General features: G+C 40.8%; 18 protein-coding genes and 1 riboswitch. Of the genes, 12 read left to right on the top strand and 6 right to left on the bottom strand.

Translation table 11 applies throughout. From position 1 onward, the window contains the following. Nucleotides 1-29: 29 nt before the first annotated feature. The 6 genes from moaA to moaE are packed head-to-tail and all read left to right on the top strand — an operon-like array spanning nt 30 to nt 3389. On the top strand, nt 30-1031 hold the full coding sequence (gene moaA / locus PHAL_RS0105470; protein WP_016707413.1) for a GTP 3',8-cyclase MoaA: 1002 nt from the start codon (nt 30-32) through the stop codon (nt 1029-1031). A gap of 4 nt (nt 1032-1035) precedes the next feature. After that, nucleotides 1036-1614 (top strand): molybdenum cofactor guanylyltransferase, encoded by a 579-nt coding sequence (mobA, locus tag PHAL_RS0105465; protein WP_016707412.1) that lies wholly within the window; start codon nt 1036-1038, stop codon nt 1612-1614. Between the two features lie 34 nt (nt 1615-1648). Next, the gene (gene moaB, locus PHAL_RS0105460; protein WP_016707411.1) at nt 1649-2182 is read left to right on the top strand and encodes a molybdenum cofactor biosynthesis protein B; all 534 of its coding nucleotides are present in this window, start codon (nt 1649-1651) and stop codon (nt 2180-2182) included. Between the two features lie 2 nt (nt 2183-2184). Continuing rightward, the gene (gene moaC / locus PHAL_RS0105455) at nt 2185-2655 is read left to right on the top strand and encodes a cyclic pyranopterin monophosphate synthase MoaC (protein WP_016707410.1); all 471 of its coding nucleotides are present in this window, start codon (nt 2185-2187) and stop codon (nt 2653-2655) included. Further along, the gene (locus PHAL_RS0105450; RefSeq protein WP_016707409.1) at nt 2633-2929 is read left to right on the top strand and encodes a MoaD/ThiS family protein; all 297 of its coding nucleotides are present in this window, start codon (nt 2633-2635) and stop codon (nt 2927-2929) included. The genes moaC and PHAL_RS0105450 overlap by 23 nt, the downstream gene beginning before the upstream one ends. Before the next feature lie 4 nt (nt 2930-2933). After that, entirely contained in the window at nt 2934-3389 is a 456-nt protein-coding gene (gene moaE / locus PHAL_RS0105445; protein ID WP_016707408.1) for a molybdopterin synthase catalytic subunit MoaE, read from the top strand. Between the two features lie 297 nt (nt 3390-3686). On the opposite strand, the gene PHAL_RS0105440 is transcribed toward moaE, so the two are convergent. Continuing rightward, complete coding sequence (locus tag PHAL_RS0105440) at nt 3687-4886, bottom strand: Nramp family divalent metal transporter (protein WP_016707407.1); 1200 nt, start codon at nt 4884-4886, stop codon at nt 3687-3689. A 380-nt stretch (nt 4887-5266) separates the two neighbouring features. On the opposite strand from PHAL_RS0105440, the gene nhaD reads away from it, so the two are divergent. Further along, nucleotides 5267-6703 carry a sodium:proton antiporter NhaD gene (nhaD, locus tag PHAL_RS0105435; protein WP_016707406.1) on the top strand — a complete coding sequence of 479 codons (1437 nt, stop codon included), beginning with the start codon at nt 5267-5269 and terminating at the stop codon, nt 6701-6703. 169 nt (nt 6704-6872) lie between these two features. On the opposite strand, the gene PHAL_RS0105430 is transcribed toward nhaD, so the two are convergent. After that, complete coding sequence (locus PHAL_RS0105430) at nt 6873-7529, bottom strand: nitroreductase family protein (protein WP_016707405.1); 657 nt, start codon at nt 7527-7529, stop codon at nt 6873-6875. A gap of 124 nt (nt 7530-7653) precedes the next feature. On the opposite strand from PHAL_RS0105430, the gene PHAL_RS0105425 reads away from it, so the two are divergent. Together PHAL_RS0105425 and ribB are read left to right on the top strand one after the other, a co-directional pair. Then, nucleotides 7654-8592, top strand: coding sequence for a LysR family transcriptional regulator (locus PHAL_RS0105425; RefSeq protein WP_029216034.1), 939 nt, complete (start codon nt 7654-7656; stop codon nt 8590-8592). Nucleotides 8593-8658: 66 nt separating this feature from the next. Beyond that, a riboswitch (FMN riboswitch) is annotated at nt 8659-8826 on the top strand. 100 nt (nt 8827-8926) lie between these two features. Then, nucleotides 8927-9580, top strand: coding sequence for a 3,4-dihydroxy-2-butanone-4-phosphate synthase (ribB, locus tag PHAL_RS0105420; RefSeq protein ID WP_085999742.1), 654 nt, complete (start codon nt 8927-8929; stop codon nt 9578-9580). A gap of 69 nt (nt 9581-9649) precedes the next feature. Here ribB and PHAL_RS0105415 read toward each other — a convergent pair whose 3' ends face one another. Both PHAL_RS0105415 and PHAL_RS0105410 read right to left on the bottom strand, forming a co-directional pair. Then, entirely contained in the window at nt 9650-12829 is a 3180-nt protein-coding gene (locus PHAL_RS0105415; RefSeq protein WP_016707402.1) for an efflux RND transporter permease subunit, read from the bottom strand. Nucleotides 12830-12832: 3 nt separating this feature from the next. Next, a complete protein-coding gene (locus tag PHAL_RS0105410) occupies nt 12833-14005 on the bottom strand; it encodes an efflux RND transporter periplasmic adaptor subunit (protein ID WP_016707401.1) in 1173 nt (390 codons plus the stop codon). 127 nt (nt 14006-14132) lie between these two features. On the opposite strand from PHAL_RS0105410, the gene PHAL_RS0105405 reads away from it, so the two are divergent. Next, the gene (locus tag PHAL_RS0105405) at nt 14133-14396 is read left to right on the top strand and encodes a YkgJ family cysteine cluster protein (protein ID WP_016707400.1); all 264 of its coding nucleotides are present in this window, start codon (nt 14133-14135) and stop codon (nt 14394-14396) included. A 163-nt stretch (nt 14397-14559) separates the two neighbouring features. Further along, a complete protein-coding gene (locus PHAL_RS23555; RefSeq protein ID WP_016707399.1) occupies nt 14560-15360 on the top strand; it encodes a hypothetical protein in 801 nt (266 codons plus the stop codon). A gap of 243 nt (nt 15361-15603) precedes the next feature. Here PHAL_RS23555 and PHAL_RS0105395 read toward each other — a convergent pair whose 3' ends face one another. After that, the gene (locus PHAL_RS0105395) at nt 15604-17460 is read right to left on the bottom strand and encodes a TonB-dependent receptor plug domain-containing protein (protein WP_016707398.1); all 1857 of its coding nucleotides are present in this window, start codon (nt 17458-17460) and stop codon (nt 15604-15606) included. Nucleotides 17461-17661: 201 nt separating this feature from the next. Between PHAL_RS0105395 and PHAL_RS0105390 the strand changes: the two genes are divergently transcribed. After that, nucleotides 17662-18159 carry a peptide-methionine (S)-S-oxide reductase gene (locus PHAL_RS0105390; RefSeq protein ID WP_016707397.1) on the top strand — a complete coding sequence of 166 codons (498 nt, stop codon included), beginning with the start codon at nt 17662-17664 and terminating at the stop codon, nt 18157-18159. 284 nt (nt 18160-18443) lie between these two features. Here PHAL_RS0105390 and PHAL_RS0105385 read toward each other — a convergent pair whose 3' ends face one another. Continuing rightward, on the bottom strand, nt 18444-18992 hold the full coding sequence (locus PHAL_RS0105385) for a DUF4136 domain-containing protein (protein ID WP_016707396.1): 549 nt from the start codon (nt 18990-18992) through the stop codon (nt 18444-18446). Between the last annotated feature and the right edge of the window lie 74 nt (nt 18993-19066).

The raw sequence follows: 19066 nt of genomic DNA, 5'->3' as shown, positions 1-19066 counted from the left end.
GTATATAAAAACAATAAGTAGACGACTTTATGCTTGAAGACAAACATGAACTTGTAGATAAATTTGGCCGACGTTTTAATTATTTAAGACTTTCTATCACTGATGTATGTAATTTTAGCTGTAGCTATTGTTTACCTAACGGCTACCAATGTGATACGCCACGGACATTTTTAACACAAACAGAAATTACGAATGTAGTGAGTGCTTTTGCCAAACTTGGTACTAAAAAAATTCGTATAACGGGCGGTGAGCCATGCCTGCGTAAAGACCTGCCTGCAATTATCGAGCGCTGTAAGGCGACGAGCGGAATTACTGAAGTAGCACTCACCACAAATGGCTTTAACCTATTTGACAATATCGATGAATATAAGGCTGCGGGGCTTGATGCTATTAATGTCAGTATTGATAGTTTAGATCCGAATATGTTTAAACTGATCACAGGGCATGACAAGCTACAACACATATTAAAAGGAATTGCACGGGCACAACAGATAGGCATTAAGCGTATCAAAGTCAATGCTGTATTAGCCAAAGCATTTAATCATAATCAGCTTAAAGATTACCTAGCTTGGATAAAACATCAAGCAGTTACGGTGCGGTTTATTGAGTTGATGGAAACCGGTAATGGCACGCAATTTTTTGAGCAAAACCATTTAAGTGGTCAAGGCGTGAAAGAGAGTTTGCTGGCAGCGGGTTGGTTACAAGTTGTGAAGGGGACGCTGAATGGCCCTGCGCAAGAATTTTGGCATCCAGATTATCAAGGCCGGATAGGTTTGATCATGCCTTACAGCAAAAACTTCTGTCAAAGCTGTAATCGTTTACGCGTTTCAGCACTGGGGAAATTACATTTGTGCTTATTTGCTGATCAAGGCATCGACTTACGTAGTGCATTAAATTGTGGCACGCCAGAGCAAGCCGTAGAGCAAACGGTTAAACTGCTGCGCAGCGCAATGAGTAATAAAACCATTAGTCACGAGCTTGATAAGCGTTTTACCGGAGCAACTAAGCATTTAGCGATGTTAGGGGGGTAGCGTAATGGCTGTGACAGGATTAGTGTTAGCGGGTGGCAAGTCTTCACGCATGAAAGCGAATAAAGCCGACCTGCTATTTGGTGAGCAAACTCTGCAACAACGAAGTGTTGATTTATTGCGCAGCGCAGGTCTTAGCGAGGTGTTGATAAGCCGTAACGAAAACCATGAAAATACAGATTATCTAGTGGATATATACCCAAATAAAGGTCCACTGGGAGGCATATACAGCGCGCTTAAACAAACACCAAATGACCTATTTGTGGTAGCGATTGATATGCCATTACTTAATCGCGATCTAGTTATACGTTTACTGAATTTTTATGATCAACAAAAAGTGTTCAATAAAAAGATGTATGTAGCACATTTCAGTCATTCCCCATTACCAATTTATATTGAAAACAATCCAGTGACACAAGGTTATTTACACGCCACACTCACAACAAATGATAGTAACTGTTCAATTAAACAATTTATAAAATCATGTCAAGGAGCGTCGCTGGAACACCCGCAAGTCAACGCATTTAGTAATATTAATACTCCTGTGCAATACAATGAATTATGTAAAGCACACAGTATCAAGTAGTTTAATTAATCAATGTAACAAGAAGAAATAAATTATGACAACGACAGCAGATAACAGTGTGGTTAATATCGCAGTGCTAACCGTCAGTGATACCCGTGATGAAGATAGCGATACCTCAGGGCAGTATTTAGTCCAGGCATTACAAGGTGCAGGCCATCAATTGATTGATAAAAAAATTGTGAAAGACGATGTTTATCAAATGCGCGCAATTGCATCGCAATGGATCGCAGACGAAAATATTCACGCAATTTTAGTTACCGGTGGTACCGGTTTTACAGAGCGAGATTCAACACCGGAGGCGATGCAACCGTTATTTGATAAAACGGTTGATGGTTTTGGTGAATTATTTAGGCACATTTCTTACAGTGAAATTGGCAGCTCGACTATTCAATCTAGAGCGCTTGCGGGGCTTGCAAATAATACAGTTATTTTCTGCATGCCTGGCTCAACTGGAGCGTGTAAAACAGCATGGACAGGTATCATCGCGCAGCAATTAAATTCAAGCTTTAAGCCGTGTAATTTTGTGCCACATATCAGTCGTGGCAGAGGCTGTGCAACTAGGGGGTAAACATGTTAAGTCATATAGATGAGCACGGCCAAGCAAACATGGTTGATGTTTCACTGAAACAAGTTAGTTCTCGTGAAGCAATGGCGCAAGGGATGATCTCGATGTCTAAGCAGGCATTTTCAGAAGTCATTGCCAATGAAAATAAAAAAGGTGATGTCATCGGGGTCGCACGTATTGCAGGAATTCAAGCTGCAAAAAAATGCGCGGATCTGATCCCCCTATGTCATCCTCTGGCGTTGACTAAAGTGGCTGTTGATTTTGAGTTAGATGAACCAAACAGCACTATAAAAATAACCAGCTTATGCAAACTTGCAGGTAAAACTGGGGTTGAAATGGAAGCACTTACTGCAGTATCAGTAGCTGCCCTGACATTATTTGACATGTGTAAAGCTGCTGATCCAAAGATGGAAATCCATTCAATTCGGGTGATCAAAAAAACTGGAGGCAAACATGGCGATTGGCAACGCGATTAAGCAATCAGCGAACACAATGACCAACCAAGTTAACCTCTTGTTTTTTGGGCAACTTAAAGAGCGCTTACAGTGCGAAAATTATAATATAGAAATTCAACACCCGCTTTCTATAGAGCAACTAAAGGCATATTTAGTGAGCTTAGAGCCTACATGGCAAGTGGCATTAAATGACAACTTATTGATTGCGGCGGTTAATCAGCAAATAGCCCAACAGCACGCGATTGTGAAAGGTGGTGATGAAGTGGCGTTCTTTCCACCAGTAACAGGGGGGTAATGTAATGACAATTGAAATTACCATTAGCCATGATGATTTTGATATTGGCGCATTGCATCATGCACTACAAATAGGTAACGTACAGCAAGGAGCTGTGGTTACCTTTACTGGTTTAGTAAGAGAGTTTAGCCACGGCGATAATGTGGTGGCATTGGAACTTGAACACTATCCACAAATGACAGAGCAGCTGCTGCTAACTATTGCACAGCAAGCTCAACAGCGTTGGCAATTAGGCCGTATTAGTATTTACCATCGAATCGGTTATTTACCCTTGGGCGAGCAAATTGTATTTGTTGGTGTGACTGCGAAGCATCGCCAAAGTGCCTTTGATGGGGCGCAATTTATTATGGATTATTTAAAAACTCAGGCTACTTTTTGGAAAAAAGAACACTTTAGTCATACATCGCAGTGGGTTGAATTTAAAGCGTCTGATTTACAGGCGCAACAAAAGTGGCGCTAAGTTTTAAATTCCTATAAGGACAGCAACTAAAACGCTAGAGAGCTTGTGCAAAGCCTTTGCACTAAGTTTGTAAAGCAATACAAAGGAGCATTTTCAGTTGCTAAAATTTTACACGGTTATCTAGATTATACTTAATCGCATGAGATACAAGCAGCGTTAAAGTCATATAACCAATAGCACAGCTAAGTTGCAGTTTATTCAGCGATAAGAGCAACGCGTTAAAAAATCTCCTGTTTCTCGAAATTAAAAGCAGCTGCTTGTAATTAACAACTGCTTTTGCATTTCCAATGAGCGAAGCTACAAAATTAAGCTAATTAGTTTGTAGCTACTTAGGCCAAATATCAGCAATAACACAGGTAAAATGAGCATATTCACCTTAATTGAATTGGTGAAATCCCCCATAACTGATTTTTGATTGACCAGCCATACAAGGTATGTGGTGACTATCGGCAGTAATAACCCATTGGCGGCTTGAGCAAAGATGATGACATTAATAGGGTCTAAACCAAGTGACGCCACCGCAGTACCAAATACTAAGATAGCTGTAGCAACAAGTTTGAAGCGACTATTGTTCATATCATTAGACCAACCAAGCATACCGCATACGGCGTATGCGCCAGCAAGGGGAGCGGTGATCGCGCTGGTTAAGCCCGCAGCAAATAAGCCAATTGCAAAAAAATAATGGGCGGCATTACCCAGTAAGGGTTCTAATTGCATCGCCATATTTGCAGCGCTGATTTTTCCGACCTCAGAGCCGTAAAAAGCAACTGATGCGGTTGATAAAATCGCCAGTGTGATGACGCCACCCAAAGTGATTGATATGCCAGTATCTAGATTTGTTTGCTTAATGACTTTACGTTGATCTGTGTGTTTGTCATGTTTTGCAGCGAGTATACCTGAGTGTAAAAATAGGTTGTAAGGCACAATAGTAGTACCTACTAAGGCTAATACCGTTGTCGCTGAGCCTTCGGGTATACTTGGTATAAAGCCTGTAAGTAGTTGAGTGATGGGTGGGGCTGCCATGAGCAAAGTAGATATAAACACTAAGCTCATCAAAATAACTAAAAAGATCAGAGCGCTTTCTACCACTTTATGTTTGCCGCTATATAGTAATAAGGCGCTGAAGACTGCAATTAATGGCGTCCAAACTTGCGTGGCTACTTGAGGGAAAATTTCAATTAATCCCATTGTGGCGCCACTTAAGTTGCCAGCCTCATAGGCGGCACTGCCAATGCCTATGGCACTGATCACTAAAAAGGCGGCTAGGGGTTTAAATAGCGGGTGCTGTATGTGAGTACGCAATGCTTGGGCAAGATCTTGACCTGTAACCACACCAAGGCGAGCGGCCATGGATTGCAATAATATGGTGGCTATCACGGAAAATAGTAATGTCCAGAGCAGCGCAAAGCCAAAGTTGGCACCGGCTATACTGGCGCTGGTGATGGTCCCTGGTCCGATAAAAGCAGCTGTAACAAGTAGGCCCGGTCCTAATCGCATAAGTAACCTTAAAAATTTATTTAATACACGTAACTGTATACAGTCACTCGGCGTGATTCAATATATCAATGGCTTACAGCATACAAGTTAATTAATAGTGTTAAAAGCACAATAAAAATTAAGTGTGTTGGGTGGTAAGCTGGCTATGCCGATCAGACATATAGGAAACAATGAAACGCCGTTTATATTCGCTCTATTGTCATTAGATATAACACTTAATTATGAAAATTTAGACTTCTGTATAATAGCGTATGGAGCTTATTGTGGTACTTTACGCCAACTTTTTGATAGCATTTTGTTAACAGGGATAATTAAAACCAAAAATAATGTTAAATAGCGATCAAAAATACAAAATTTAAAATTAAAACAGGACGTACCGTGTGAAAAACTTACTACGAGGTTTCAATCTATTTACCCTAGTGCTTTTGTGCTTTAGCTCCCCAACATGGGCAGTTGAAGGCCAATTAAATCTAACTAACTCAACTGTTGGCTTGATCTGTATTGGTATTTTTTGCATTGCCTATGCTGTGGTTATGCTCGAAGAAAAACTGCATTTACGAAAATCCAAACCAGTGTTGGTTGCAGCAGGCTTAATTTGGATTTTAATTGGTGCCTACTATGTAAACAATGATATGCCTGACATTACCGAAGCAGCATTTAGGCATAACTTACTTGAATTTGCCGAGCTTATGTTGTTTCTATTAGTGGCGATGACGTATATCAATGCATTAGAAGAGCGTAGGGTTTTTGATGCGCTGCGGTCTTGGATGATCCGTAAAGGCTTTAATTATAAAAATTTATTTTGGATCACCGGTTTTTTAGCGTTCTTTATATCCCCAATCGCTGATAACTTAACAACCGCACTTTTAATGTGTGCCGTAGTTATGAAGGTAGCTGAAGGTGATAAACCGTTTATTAATCTTAGCTGTATTAATATTGTCATTGCTGCCAATGCAGGTGGTGCATTTAGCCCATTCGGTGATATCACTACTTTAATGGTCTGGCAGGCAGGCTTAGTTCATTTTAATGAGTTTTTAGTCTTGTTTTTACCCTCATTAGTTAATTACCTTGTACCTGCAGCCATTATGAGTTTTTACGTAGCTGATAAACAACCCACCGCACACTATGAAGATGTAGAGTTAAAGCGTGGGGCTGTACGAATTTTAGTATTGTTTTTACTAACGATAGGCACCGCCGTAGCAAGCCATAGCTTTTTACACCTGCCGCCTGTACTTGGCATGATGATGGGCTTAGGCTATTTACAATTTTTTGGTTACTTTTTAAGAATGACTCTACCAGGATCACTCGCTCGAAAAAGAGCACATGCAGAGCAACTAGGTGATAATGATCGTTTAGCCAAGCTTGGCAGTGTGGTGCCTTTTGATGTATTTAGCAAAGTGTCACGTGCTGAATGGGATACATTATTGTTCTTCTACGGGATTGTAATGTGTGTAGGCGGCCTTGGCTTTTTAGGTTACTTAAACTTAATGTCGGAAATGCTGTATGGCAACTGGTCAGCGACAACAGCCAATATATTCTTAGGTGTTATTTCAGCGGTTATCGATAACATTCCGGTGATGTTTGCAGTATTGTCAATGCAGCCAGATATGTCCCATGGACAATGGTTATTAATCACCTTAACAGCCGGCGTTGGTGGTAGTTTACTTTCGATTGGCTCAGCAGCTGGGGTAGCCTTAATGGGGCAAGCGCGTGGTTATTATACGTTTTTTGGCCATTTAAAATGGACGCCAGTCATCGCGCTAGGATATGGGGCAAGTATCATGCTGCATCTGTGGTTAAACGCTGATCTATTCTAATAACGTGAGCAGAGAGTATGTTTATTAATAGCGAAGAAGTTGAGACTGCTTCGCTATTTTCGTTATATAACCTGAACGTTGGTTATGTAGCTTGTTACTTCTGTGTTCAATTAATGTTTAAGATCATCTGTGTTGTTGTGGGCTTAGCCGTGAGACCACAATGATGTTGCTAAATTATCTGAATAATTTGCTCTTGGCTTAATCGTGATTTTGGTAGTTTCACGTTATAGTCAGTTTGTGTTTCGTGATAACCAATGGCAAGCGCAACCTCACAAATATACCCATCTAGTTCATTTGCAAAAAGCTCACTAATTAGTTCGCTATCCACACCTTCCATTGGGGTTGAATCAATACCTAAGCGAGCAACCGTATGCATAGTATTACCCAATGCAATGTAGGTTTGTGCTTTGGTCCATGCGGCGTTGTTACCAGATGCATCTGTATTTAAATCAACAAAAGCGTATGCGCCAAACGCTTGCTCGCGATTGTCTGCTGGAGTGCGGCCGCTTGCGATATCAGCGTCAATGACGGTAGCATAATCTGCCCGGCTGTACTTCGGGTTATACGCAAACAAAATAATGTGCGATGCAGTTTTAATATGCGGCTGATTAAATTGAAACTTGTTTGCAAACGTATCATGCATGCGTTGTTTTGCTTGATCAGACTCAATAATAATGAACTTCCATGGCTGCGAGTTAATCGATGACGGAGATAAACGCATAGCTTGGCAGATAACAGCTAAATTGTCTGCAGATACACGTTTAGTTGCATCATATTTCTTGGTTGTGTAACGAGTTTTTAAGTCAGTAATAATCGGGTGTGTCATAAGTGGTTCCTGTAGCGAATAGCTTTATTTAAACAAAGCAGATTAATGAGATAGATGATAGCCCTTGCATTACTTTTGATAAACAGCATAATTATTGAATCATTATCAAATATATTTAGATAATATGCAGATTGACGATTTAAAACTGATTTTGAAAGTCGCAGAGTTTAAAAGTATCACCCTTGCAGCAGCAAAACTTGACATGCGTACAGCAACTGCCAGTGCTGCTATTAAACGAGTTGAGGCAACATTAGGTGTCGATTTATTTGTGCGAACTACGCGTCACTTAAGGCTTTCGGCTGCAGGAGAGCGTTATATTCCACAGTGCGAACAAGCAATAACCATACTTGAGCAAGCTCGGCAAAACCTCAAAGGTGAACAGGATGAGATTGAAGGCGAGCTGCGGGTAGCATTATCGTCAGATCTGGGCCGTAATTTAGTGATCCCGTGGATTGATGAAATTATGGATAATTACCCTAAAGTGAGCCTACGCACACATATAAGTGACAGTAACGTGGATTTTTATCGCGATTCGGTGGATATAGCGCTGCGTTATGGTTCGCCAAATGATGCGAATGTCTACGGATTTAAAATTTGTAATATTCCGCGATTGCTATGTGCCACACCACAATACATAAAATCCTATGGTGAACCCAAGCACCCAGATGATTTAGCCCAGCATCAAGGGTTATTCTATCAACTGCAAGATATTATCAATAACGTATGGGAATTCACCGATGGGAAAAATAAATTCAAAGTAAAAATGCAGGGCAAGCGCGCATCCAACGATGGTGATTTAGTAAGACGTTGGTGTGTATCAGGCAAAGGGCTTGCAGTAAAGTCGGCATTGGATATTGCTGATGATTTACTTAACGATCGGGTTGTCACAGTGATGAATGATTACCAGCATACCTGTGGTGAGTTGTGGCTCATTTGCCCAAGTCGCCAATCAATAACGCCTGCAGTGCGGTTATTACGAGATATATGTAGAGAAAAAGCGCGCGAGACACTTAGCCAGCTAATTGATAAAGATATACTTGAACACAACGTGCTCGATAACTAATTAGTCCTCGCACTTAATGAGTATTTAAGTATAAAATAACCCCGCTATTACAACCAAACAGTATTAGTGCATTCTCAGGGCGGGGTGAAATTCCCCACCGGCGGTATATTTTAAGTGATTTATCACGACAGAATGAGCCCGCGAGCGCTTTATTTCTATACTTAGTTATAAAGGTCAGCAGATCTGGTGCGAGACCAGAGCCGACGGTCATAGTCCGGATGAAAGAGAATATAGTTAATCTATAAAACAGTATTGACTGCCTGCGGGTGGTCTTTTTGCTGTGCCTTTCAATGTCCTGAATCTTTTCATATTTAAATAGGTATTAAAAATGATGATTCAGTCTTCTTTACTTAGCCAATTTGGCGAACCACTCGAGCGTGTTGAACGTGCTATTGTTGCATTGCAACGAGGTGAAGGTGTGCTTGTAGTGGATGATGAAAACCGTGAAAATGAAGGTGACTTTGTGTTTTCAGCACAGCACCTCACCACCGAGCAAATGGCGATGATGATCCGTGAAGGTAGCGGTATTGTGTGTTTATGCATGGGTGATGATCGCGTTAAACAACTCGATTTACCGCAAATGGTTGTTAACAATACCAGCCAAAATCAAACCGCTTATACGGTTACCATCGAAGCTAAAGTGGGTGTCACAACCGGCGTATCGGCCGCAGATAGAGTTACAACGATCAAAGCGGCAACCGCAGATAACGCCAAACCGGAGGATTTATCTCGACCTGGTCATGTCTTTGGCTTACGCGCGCAAACCGGTGGTGTACTTGTTCGTCGTGGCCACACCGAAGCATCAATTGATTTGATGCAATTAGCGGGCTTAAAACCTTTTGGTGTTATTTGTGAGTTAAATAATGTGGATGGCTCTATGGCGCGTTTACCACAAGTGAGTGAATTTGCTTTAAAGCAGGGCATGGTGGTGGTTTCAATTGAAGATTTAGTGCAATATATTCAGTTAAATCAGCAACAAGCGTCTTAGAGCTAAAGAGCCGTAATAAAAAAGCCCGAGATGTTAACAGCTCGGGCTAGTTGGTTGGGAGATCAAATTTTATAACGGTGAATGGCTTACTTTAGTATCTGTCTGGTTATTACTCGTTGCACCATCTACTAACGCTTCTTTGCCGCGCCATTTACGAATTAAGCGCTTAGCATCTTCTAGCGCAACATATTGACAAGGGATCAAGATCAGCGTGATCACAGTGGCAAATAACACACCAAAGGCAAGCGACACCGCCATCGGTATTACAATTTGCGCCTGTAAACTTGTTTCCATAATGATAGGCAATACACCAATAAAGGTGGTTACTGAGGTCAGTAATATTGCTCTAAAGCGACGAGCACCTGCTTGCATAACGGCTTCTTTTATTGATACGCCTTCAGCGCGAGCTTTATTTACAAAATCAACCATCACGAGCGAATCGTTCACAACAACACCGGCTACAGCAATGATCCCGAAGATTGATAACCCGCTCATCGTCATGCCTAAAATCATGTGCCCAAACATGGCGCCAATCACACCAAATGGGATCACCGACATAATGATTAAGGGCTGCGAATATGAACGCAGCGGTATCGCTAATAACGCGAAAATGATCATCATTGATAGTGCAAAATCACGCACTTGCTCAGCCACACTGTCCATTTCCTCTTGAATACGCCCAGCAACACTACTTTGTACACCAGGGTAGCTTTTCAATAGTGCGGGTAAGTATTCATCACGAATTTCTTTGGCAATTGCAAATGGTTCAACTTGGTCGGTATCAACGGCTGCCCATACGTTAACGGTACGTTTTGAGTTTTCACGACGTATACGGTTTACACCATCAACCAGTTTTACATCAGCAATTTCTGCTAAAGGTACTTCTGCACCACTGGGGCTGATTATACGAGCACTGGCGATATCGCTGATTGAATTACGTGCTTCTTGTGGGTAGCGGATCATGACTTTCACTTCTTCACCGTCACGTAAAATACGTTGTGCTTCAATACCGTAGTAACTAAAACTGACTTGTGAAGCCACATCAGCAAGGGTGAGGCCCATGCTGTACGCCAATGGTTTTAAATCAAGTTGTACTTCATCGGTGGCGCTTTGCATTGAGTCATTTACATCACCCACACCTTCCATGGTGTTGAGTTTCTCTTTTAACTTTGCCGCTACTTCTTTTAGCTGTTTGGCATCTTTTCCTTCAAGGCGAAAGCTAATATCACCGTCGTCTCGACCACCATTCATGATACTGTCTTGAATCGTTAAGGTTTTAACGCCCGGCAACGCTGGCATTTGTTCGCGCCACAGGGCGCTCAAAGCAAAGGTATCAATAGGGCGTAACTGTGGATCAATTAATACCGCCATAATGCTGGCCTCAGTACGACCACGTAAACTAACTGACAGATCACGTACCATGGCTGTGCCATATTGCTCTTTTAGTTGTTGATCAACATTTAAAATAACTTGCTCGATTTTCTGTGCTGTTTCTAAGGTGGCTTGCTCTGATGAGGCTAAGTTCATTTCAACAGAAATACGCGGAAAATCATGAGGAATTTTAGGGTTTGCGACAAATTTAACTAAACCACCAGCAAACATACCGCCGCTGACAATTAGTACGCAAATAAAGCCCACAATGACGGTATATCGGTAGTGAATACAATGACCAATAAATGGCGTGTAATAGTTATCTACAAAGCGTTTTAAACCACTATCCATTACTTTACGAAGGCGATGTAAGGGGTTTTTAGGATTCGGTTCACGGTGTTTCATTGCCGCTAAGTGAGCCGGTAAAATAAGTTTTGATTCAATTAGTGAGAAAATCAAACACAGAATAATAACTCCGCCAATCGCTTTGGAAAACGCAGCACCTGGGCCACTGGCTAAAGTTTGCGGCAAAAATGCAGCAATGGTCGTTAATACGCCGAAGGTGGCAGGCATAGCAACGCGTTTCACCCCGCGTACAACGTTATCAAGTGAGTGACCGTGTTTTTCAATTTCGGCACTGGCTGACTCACCCACCACGATGGCATCGTCAACCACAATACCGAGTACGAGGATAAAGGCAAACAAAGACGCCAAGTTGATGGTGACATCTAAAAAGCCCATTGGCATCATTAAGAAGGCGCCTAGGAATGACACAGGTAAACCCATCATCACCCAAAACGCTAAGCGCAGTGGTAAAAATAGCGCAAGCACCACCATTACTAACAGACCGCCCCATACCATGTTGTCGATCATCATGTCTAAACGACCTTCAAGGTAATAAGTTAAGTCAACTATGGGGGCAAGCTTAACACCCGCTGGAAGCTGGCCTGCTTTATCAGCTAAGTATTGCTTTAGCACTTTGGCAACTTTGGTAATATCTTGATCTTTTGAGGCATTTACTTCAAACGACAGCGAATTTTTACCATTATATTTTGAGTATTGCAGGCCTTCTGCAAAGCCATCGTTAATGGTTGCTACATCACCTAAATACACTTGCGCGCCATCAGGTAATAAAATCAGTGGTAGTTTTCCAAACTCATTACCGCGATAGGCTTGTTTTTCAACACGCATCGAAATATAGCCGTTTTCAGAACGAATTTGTCCTGCCGACATGTTGGCTGAAAAAGCACGTACGGTGCTGGCAATATCTCTAAAGGTTAAACCGTATTCGCGAAGTTTATCTGGACTGACTTCAATACTAATTTCGTAATCAAGGCCACCATTAAATTCAACGAGGTTGATTTGCGGTAAGGCTTGCAGCTCGTCTTTAATATTGTTGCCAAGCTCTTTGAGTTGATAATTGCTCATGTCGCCATAAAGGGCGAGGATCATTACTTCTTGCTCAAACTTATCATGGCGTACAATTGGGCGTTCCATGTCAGCAGGGAAGGTATTGATTGCATCAACTTGCATTTTTATTTCATCGAGTACTTCTTTAGTATCGTATTTTTCTTCGATTTCGATCCAAGCTTGAGAATAGCCACGGTTGGAGTAGGTAATTTTCCGTTTAATGCCTTCTAAGCCTTCGAGGGCTTCTTCGACTTTAATGGTGATACCTTCTTCAACTTCTTGCGGGGCAGCGCCTGGGTAGACCGCTTGTACGCTGATCCAATTATTTTCAAACTGCGGGAACATCTGTTTACGAATAGAAAACGCCGTTAAAATGCCGCCAACTAAAATAAAAATCATCAATAGGTTTGCCGCAACAGGGTTACGTGCAAACCAAGCAATTAAGCCTTTTTCGCTATGAATGCCCATGACTTATTCCTCTTTCAACGCAAGTTGCGTTGCACCAGCAGGCTTATCAGCATTATTTAGTTTGACTTGCATGCCTTCGGTTGGGAAATCTAAAGCAGATGTGATCAATTGCTCACCATCATTTAAACCTTGTGACGCGATAACCATGCCATTTTGTTCTCTAATAATATTAAGAGGTTTAAACGAAAGTGTTAAATCATCATTCATTACTGCGATTTTGCCGTTTTTCACTAAGTGATGAGGAACGATAATCGCATTATCTAGTTCACGCCCTGAAATAGTGGCATTGATATAAGAGCCAAAGCGCAGTGGCTGTTCACTGGCATAAGGGGTATTCACTTGTGCTACTAAATAACTCATTCGACTTTTTTGATCGATAACGCCTTCACTGCGCACAATTTTAGCTTGCCAGGTTGTCGGCTTGCCAGCGTAGTCAGCATTGAGCGTAACGTTTGCGCCGATACCGCTGTTAGTTAAATATTGCAGTTCTTTATCAGCCACTGGCAGACGAATTTCAGCAACTAAAGTTGAACTTAAGGCGCCAAACTGGCTACCGGGGTTAACAACACTACCTAAACTAATTGCCCGTTCAGAAATAATCGCATCATACGGTGCCTTAATATAAGTGCGCTCTAAATTTCGCTTGGCACGTTTTTCGGATGCTTGCGCTGCGCGATAGCGAGCAAGTTTTTCTGCTAACTGCGGTTTGCGTAAATATAATTGTGATGGGATCATTTGGTTTGAATCGTCTTTTATACGGTCCCATTCAGCCTGTGCTACATGTGCTTGTGCGCGTTCAATCTCTAAGTCCGAGCTTGCTTGCGCCAACCCAGCTTGCGCTTCAATTAACGCCGCTTCATAATCATTTGGATCTATTCGTGCTAGAATATCCCCTTGCTTAACAAAACCACCTTGGACGAATTGTTCAGAGACAAACACTACTTGGCCACTCACTTGTGCAACCAATGGGGTGTGATCTTTTGCTTTTACAACCCCATACGATTTAACGTCTAAGGAAATTGCATCAAGGTGAACAGGATTAACAGAGACCAATGGGCGTGTATCTTGTGCTGGTTTTTCTTCAGGCGGTTGTTTCATTGCTGAAAACGCAACCGCGAGACCTACACCCGCGATTAACACGGCAATAGGTAACATGATTTGTTTTTTAGTAGCCACAGGGCTTTCCTCATAATTTGGTGACGTTGTGAGTATAATGAAGAAAGTGTTTACAAGGCGTATGAAGATGTAACAAGTCATTACACAATTAACATATTGATGAAATAAATCACAAAAGGGGCGAATTATGAACACATCAACAATGGCTTGTCGGTTGGGTTGTGGCGCATGTTGTATAGCGCCGAGTATCAGCTCGCCAATCCCAGGAATGCCACAGGGTAAAAAAGCGGGAGAACGCTGTATTCAGTTAGATAACAATAATTTATGTAAGTTGTTTGGTGATGAAAGTCGGCCGAAAGTGTGTAGTGATTTTACTGCAACAATTGATGTATGTGGTACCAGCAACGCGCAAGCATTGCAGTTGATCACTGAACTTGAACAGATGACATGATATATTTTTACTTCGACAAGTAGACGAATTTAGGCATTAACTTTGAGGTTTTTGTATGTTTTTTTGTCCATTAAAGTTGTTGTAAGTTGTAAGTTGTAAGTTGTAAGTTGTAAATATAAATTGTATATTTTGTAGCTGATGAGTGTGGGTGCAGCTATAAACGATGGTGTTTAATCTGAAATATTCGTTCTTAATTTTTATATTGTTAATCTTTGGTTGTGGCTCAACAGCGAATTTAGAGGATGATATTAGTTCTTCTGTTGTTGCGATTAATGACTCAACAATTGAGTTCATTGGCTCGACAAATGAAGTCAACTTAGAAAAGTTAAAAGAGTTATTAGAAAAACACCCTAAGGATTATAAAACGCTAGAAATCAACAGTGGAGGTGGTGATGTTTTTGCAGGTATGGAAATTGGAAAACTTGTTAAGGAATATCATTTAAAGGTCGTCGTAAAAGGGCAGTGTGCTTCTTCATGCGCTAATTATATAGCAACAGCATCGCATTATGTTTTAGTTACCAAAAACTCAATTATAGGTTGGCATGGTTCAGGTTTTCAGCATTTTTATTATCAACCTAAGTCCCATAGCTTTTTTATAAAAGTTTTGTTTTTCATTTTTGGGATTGATGAAAATGAAGCTTTAGCTAAAATAATTAAAGAATGGCAATTAGCAGAATACGAATATTTTCGCACTGTGACAGATGTTGATTTGGTTATAACGGTATTAGGTATGATGCCTGAGTTTAAAAGAAACGCTGTTCTGTTTAGTTATGATACTTTAACTTTGAAGCGTTTAGGTTTAAATATAGAGTTCGAAGGTCCGCAAAAAGCCAGCTTTAAAGTTACTGATAAAATATACTACTTAGATGTTTTTTATATAGAAGAAAAAAAGCTTCAAGAATTGTCAAATTCATTTCATGAAAAAGTGAACAAAAAAATCGCAAGTTATAACTATCATAAATGATGTGAATATGGAGCAATGCAAGACTACGAAAAAGCTATAGACTCAATATCTTTTCATGGTAAGTGTTACCACGTTGAGTTTTTCTGTTTTGCTTGAGGCTGATATTAAATCTGTGTAACTGCCTATAATTAATCTATATAAAAAATTTAGGATAGGCAGTGTTGAATAAAAACGAACTAAAAAAGCGTTTGCTAGCATAGACTTTAAATGCGACTTATTTTGTTACTAATATCAATTAGTTGATTACCAGCTATAAGTTGCACTCAAAGTGTATTGTTCACCACGCCCTGGTGTGCCGGGGATCTCTTCAAATGCTTCGCCCCATAGGTTATCAGCTGATAGTGTGATAAATAAGTTATCAAGTGTTGGCGGGGTTATTTTTAATGTGAGATGTGTAAATAACGCTTCATCATCACCGTTTCTTAATACATTTTCATGTTGTTTACGCCATTCGTTATCAATTCTAAATTCAAGCACATCCATAGGCTGCCAAACAGCACCAAGTGTGATACGGTGATCAGGAAAATTCAAGGCATAAAAACTGGCATCGATATCTGCTGCGCCATAACTTTCTGATTTATGCAGATACGTGTAACTGCTAATAAGCTCAATAGTATCAAAATGTTTAGTTGCTAAAAACTCAATGCCTGCGGTGTCTATATCAACTGGGTTAGCGGCGCGGGCAGAAGTAGAGCTGTAGCTGTAGGTCCAATCAGTAAGATTTTCATCTTGGCGGTAAAAAATAGCTGAATCTAAGCGCCAAGATTGCTGTTCAAGTAATAAACCAAGCTCTAGGTTTTGAGTGGTTTCGCGCTCAAGATTATAGTTACTTCTAAATAACCCACCTGATTCACTGCCACCAATAGCGGTGTATCCGGCTACTTGACTTGCCTGAGCAAACGATAAGTACACTGTGCGCTCTGCGCCATCATTATTTTGAGTCCGCCAGTTAAGATCCCCAAGCAGTGAAAATTGTGAGTCATCTCTATTCGTGTCATCAAAAGCAGCCCCTAAGCGAATAGTCACTAATTGGTTAGCTGCAATGGCGGTTTGATATTCTGGTAACACACTTAATTTATAATAATTACGCGAGGTAAAGTTATTTTCAAGCGTGGTTGATTCAATCAAATCCTCCATATATTGCGCGGAGTAATTTATTGCAAATGAATCAGTATTGTTATGGCGGCCTGATAGCGCGAGAGATTTTACCTGTGTTTGATGAAATGCTTCAAATGCGCTGGGGTTTTCACGTGAGTAAATATAATGGTCATCATTTTTGCGATAATAAGCGGATATTTCAAACGCACTCTGTTTAGCATAGCCTTGCTTATGGTTAAGGATAAATAATTGCGTATCCAGATCTTCGGTTTCGTTTACCCCAAATGGTGTGTACAAGTTTGGCCAACCAAAAAACTTTTGCTGCGAGCCATAAAATAAGTCTGTTTGTGATTGTGGGCCAGTTAATTGCACTCGGCCAGATGCACGGGTAAAGTCATGATCGCCATTGTCTATTGTGCCGTCACTTTGCGAGTGCGCGTAGTCACCTTGAAAACCTAACTGCCAATCAGATTTGCCTGCAAGTGGCACACTGACTCCAGCATTGATGCTTTGTAAATTAAAGTCGTTATTACCCGTACCTAATGACACGCTGCCACCAGTATTAATAGGCGTCCAACCAAACGATACCGTACCAACTGAACTATTTACACCATACAGGGCATTTTCGACACCAGTAAAAATATCTGCGGTATCTAGCATTTGCGGTGCAATAGGGATCTCAGCAAAATAATGACCTGATTGTGGGTCGAATAAAGTTGCACTGCCTACCCGAAAGCCGGTGTTTTCAAAAATACCGCCACGGATAGTCACATCCGCTTGTGCTTCGGCCATATTACGAGATTGTAAATCAACTCGCGGATCATATTCTAAGTTAGACACAGGGGCATCAAATGTACCAACGGGAAGTTGATTGGCCGTGGCTGAAGCATGCACTGCGATTTGTTCAATCTCATCGGTATTGTTTTTTTGCTCGGTTGCTAATGTTAATGTTGAAAAACTACATAACAAGGTAGGTAATGCTAGGTGTACAGGTTTGATCACGTTAAAATCTCTTTGCGCTTATACTATTGTTCTAGTTGTGCAGTTAAGTACGTCAGATATTTTATTATTGAGTACATTGTTAGCACGTGATTAAAATAGGGCGCTATTGTATCTGATTGAGAAAAAATTGCATTTGCTAATCACATGCTCTCAGTGGCTGTTCACTCTTAATTCTGCTAAACACTAGCTAGGTTGTACTCTATGAATATTGTTAATAATACTGATTTTGAAACCGTATATTTTGCCGGTGGTTGCTTATGGGGTGTACAAGAGTTTATTAAGCATTTACCTGGTGTGATAAGCACTGAAGCTGGTCGTGCTAATGGGGCAAGCAACACGACAGCGGGGGATTATGATGGTTATGCTGAATGTGTACTTGTGGTGTTTGATACCAATAAGGTAGAGCTGCATACGTTGATCAGTTATTTCTTTGAAATTATTGATCCCTATAGTATTAACAAGCAAGGGGATGATATTGGACCTAAGTACCGTACTGCTATTTACAGTAAACAGCCAACACACTTAGCCACAGCACGCGATTATATTAACAAGCGACACGATGCTGCTAAAATTGTGGTCGAAGTACTTCCTTTAACCAATTACGTAGCAAGCGATTTAGAGCATCAAGACCGTTTAACGCACTTCCCCGATGACTACTGTCATATTCCACGAGTTTTACTACATAAATACAAAAACTAATGTAATAGATCTTAACTTCATATCTGCTTTAACATATCACGCTTAATATGATACCAATCGTCTTAAGTTACTGACCACTTATAGCGACAGGTAAATACAGTGATAACAAGGCAGAAATTTTGACATGTAGTTGTTCTACTTGAAAAATTACTAACGCTGTTAGCGCTTTATTTAGCCCGCTAGAATGGTTAAATATTTAAGCCGATTGGTATAAGCACCTAAAATAAAATTTTGGCACAAAAAAGCTCACCAAACAGTGAGCTTTTAAAATTATTTATAGCAGATTATTTTGCAAGTTTTTCAGGCGGGAAGCCAGAAAGAATTGTCGCTACGGCTTCTTTTACTGCTTCGTTACGCTCTTCTGGAGATTGTTTCTTTTGTAAACGACCTTCACGAGCACCACGCCATACTAGCTGGTTTGAAGCACGGTCAACAACATCAAGTACTAAAGTACCTACATCATATTCACGCGTTGTAGTTTGCGTATTATAGCCCATCCCCCAATAGTTCCACTGAGCGCCGTAACCAACATTAAATGTATCCACGTCAATTTTTGTATCTACAGATGCATGGTAGTTAAGTAATACGTCGGCAGTAGCTGTGTCTGCTAATGTCATACCTTGCGCTTGTAATTGGGTATTTACCGCTTCACGAACACGCTGCTCCATTAACGGACTAATTTGATAGTTACCCGCGTTTGCTAATGTCGCTTGTGGAAACCAAGCAAATGTTTTGTAGTTGCTAAAATCAACTGATTTATCATAATCAACATCTGGTGTTTTTGCACAGGCTGCTAGCATAAGGACTGCTGCGGCAATTAGTAAGTTTTTCATGGTGTTTGCTCCTTGGCAAAATATATATAGCTACTTGTTTGATAACATAACATAAAAATAATTCAACTTAATAT

It is taken from the genome of Pseudoalteromonas haloplanktis ATCC 14393 (assembly GCF_000238355.1).
In the GTDB taxonomy this organism is placed as follows: domain Bacteria; phylum Pseudomonadota; class Gammaproteobacteria; order Enterobacterales; family Alteromonadaceae; genus Pseudoalteromonas; species Pseudoalteromonas haloplanktis.
This window is presented reverse-complemented; position numbering and strand designations above follow the sequence as displayed.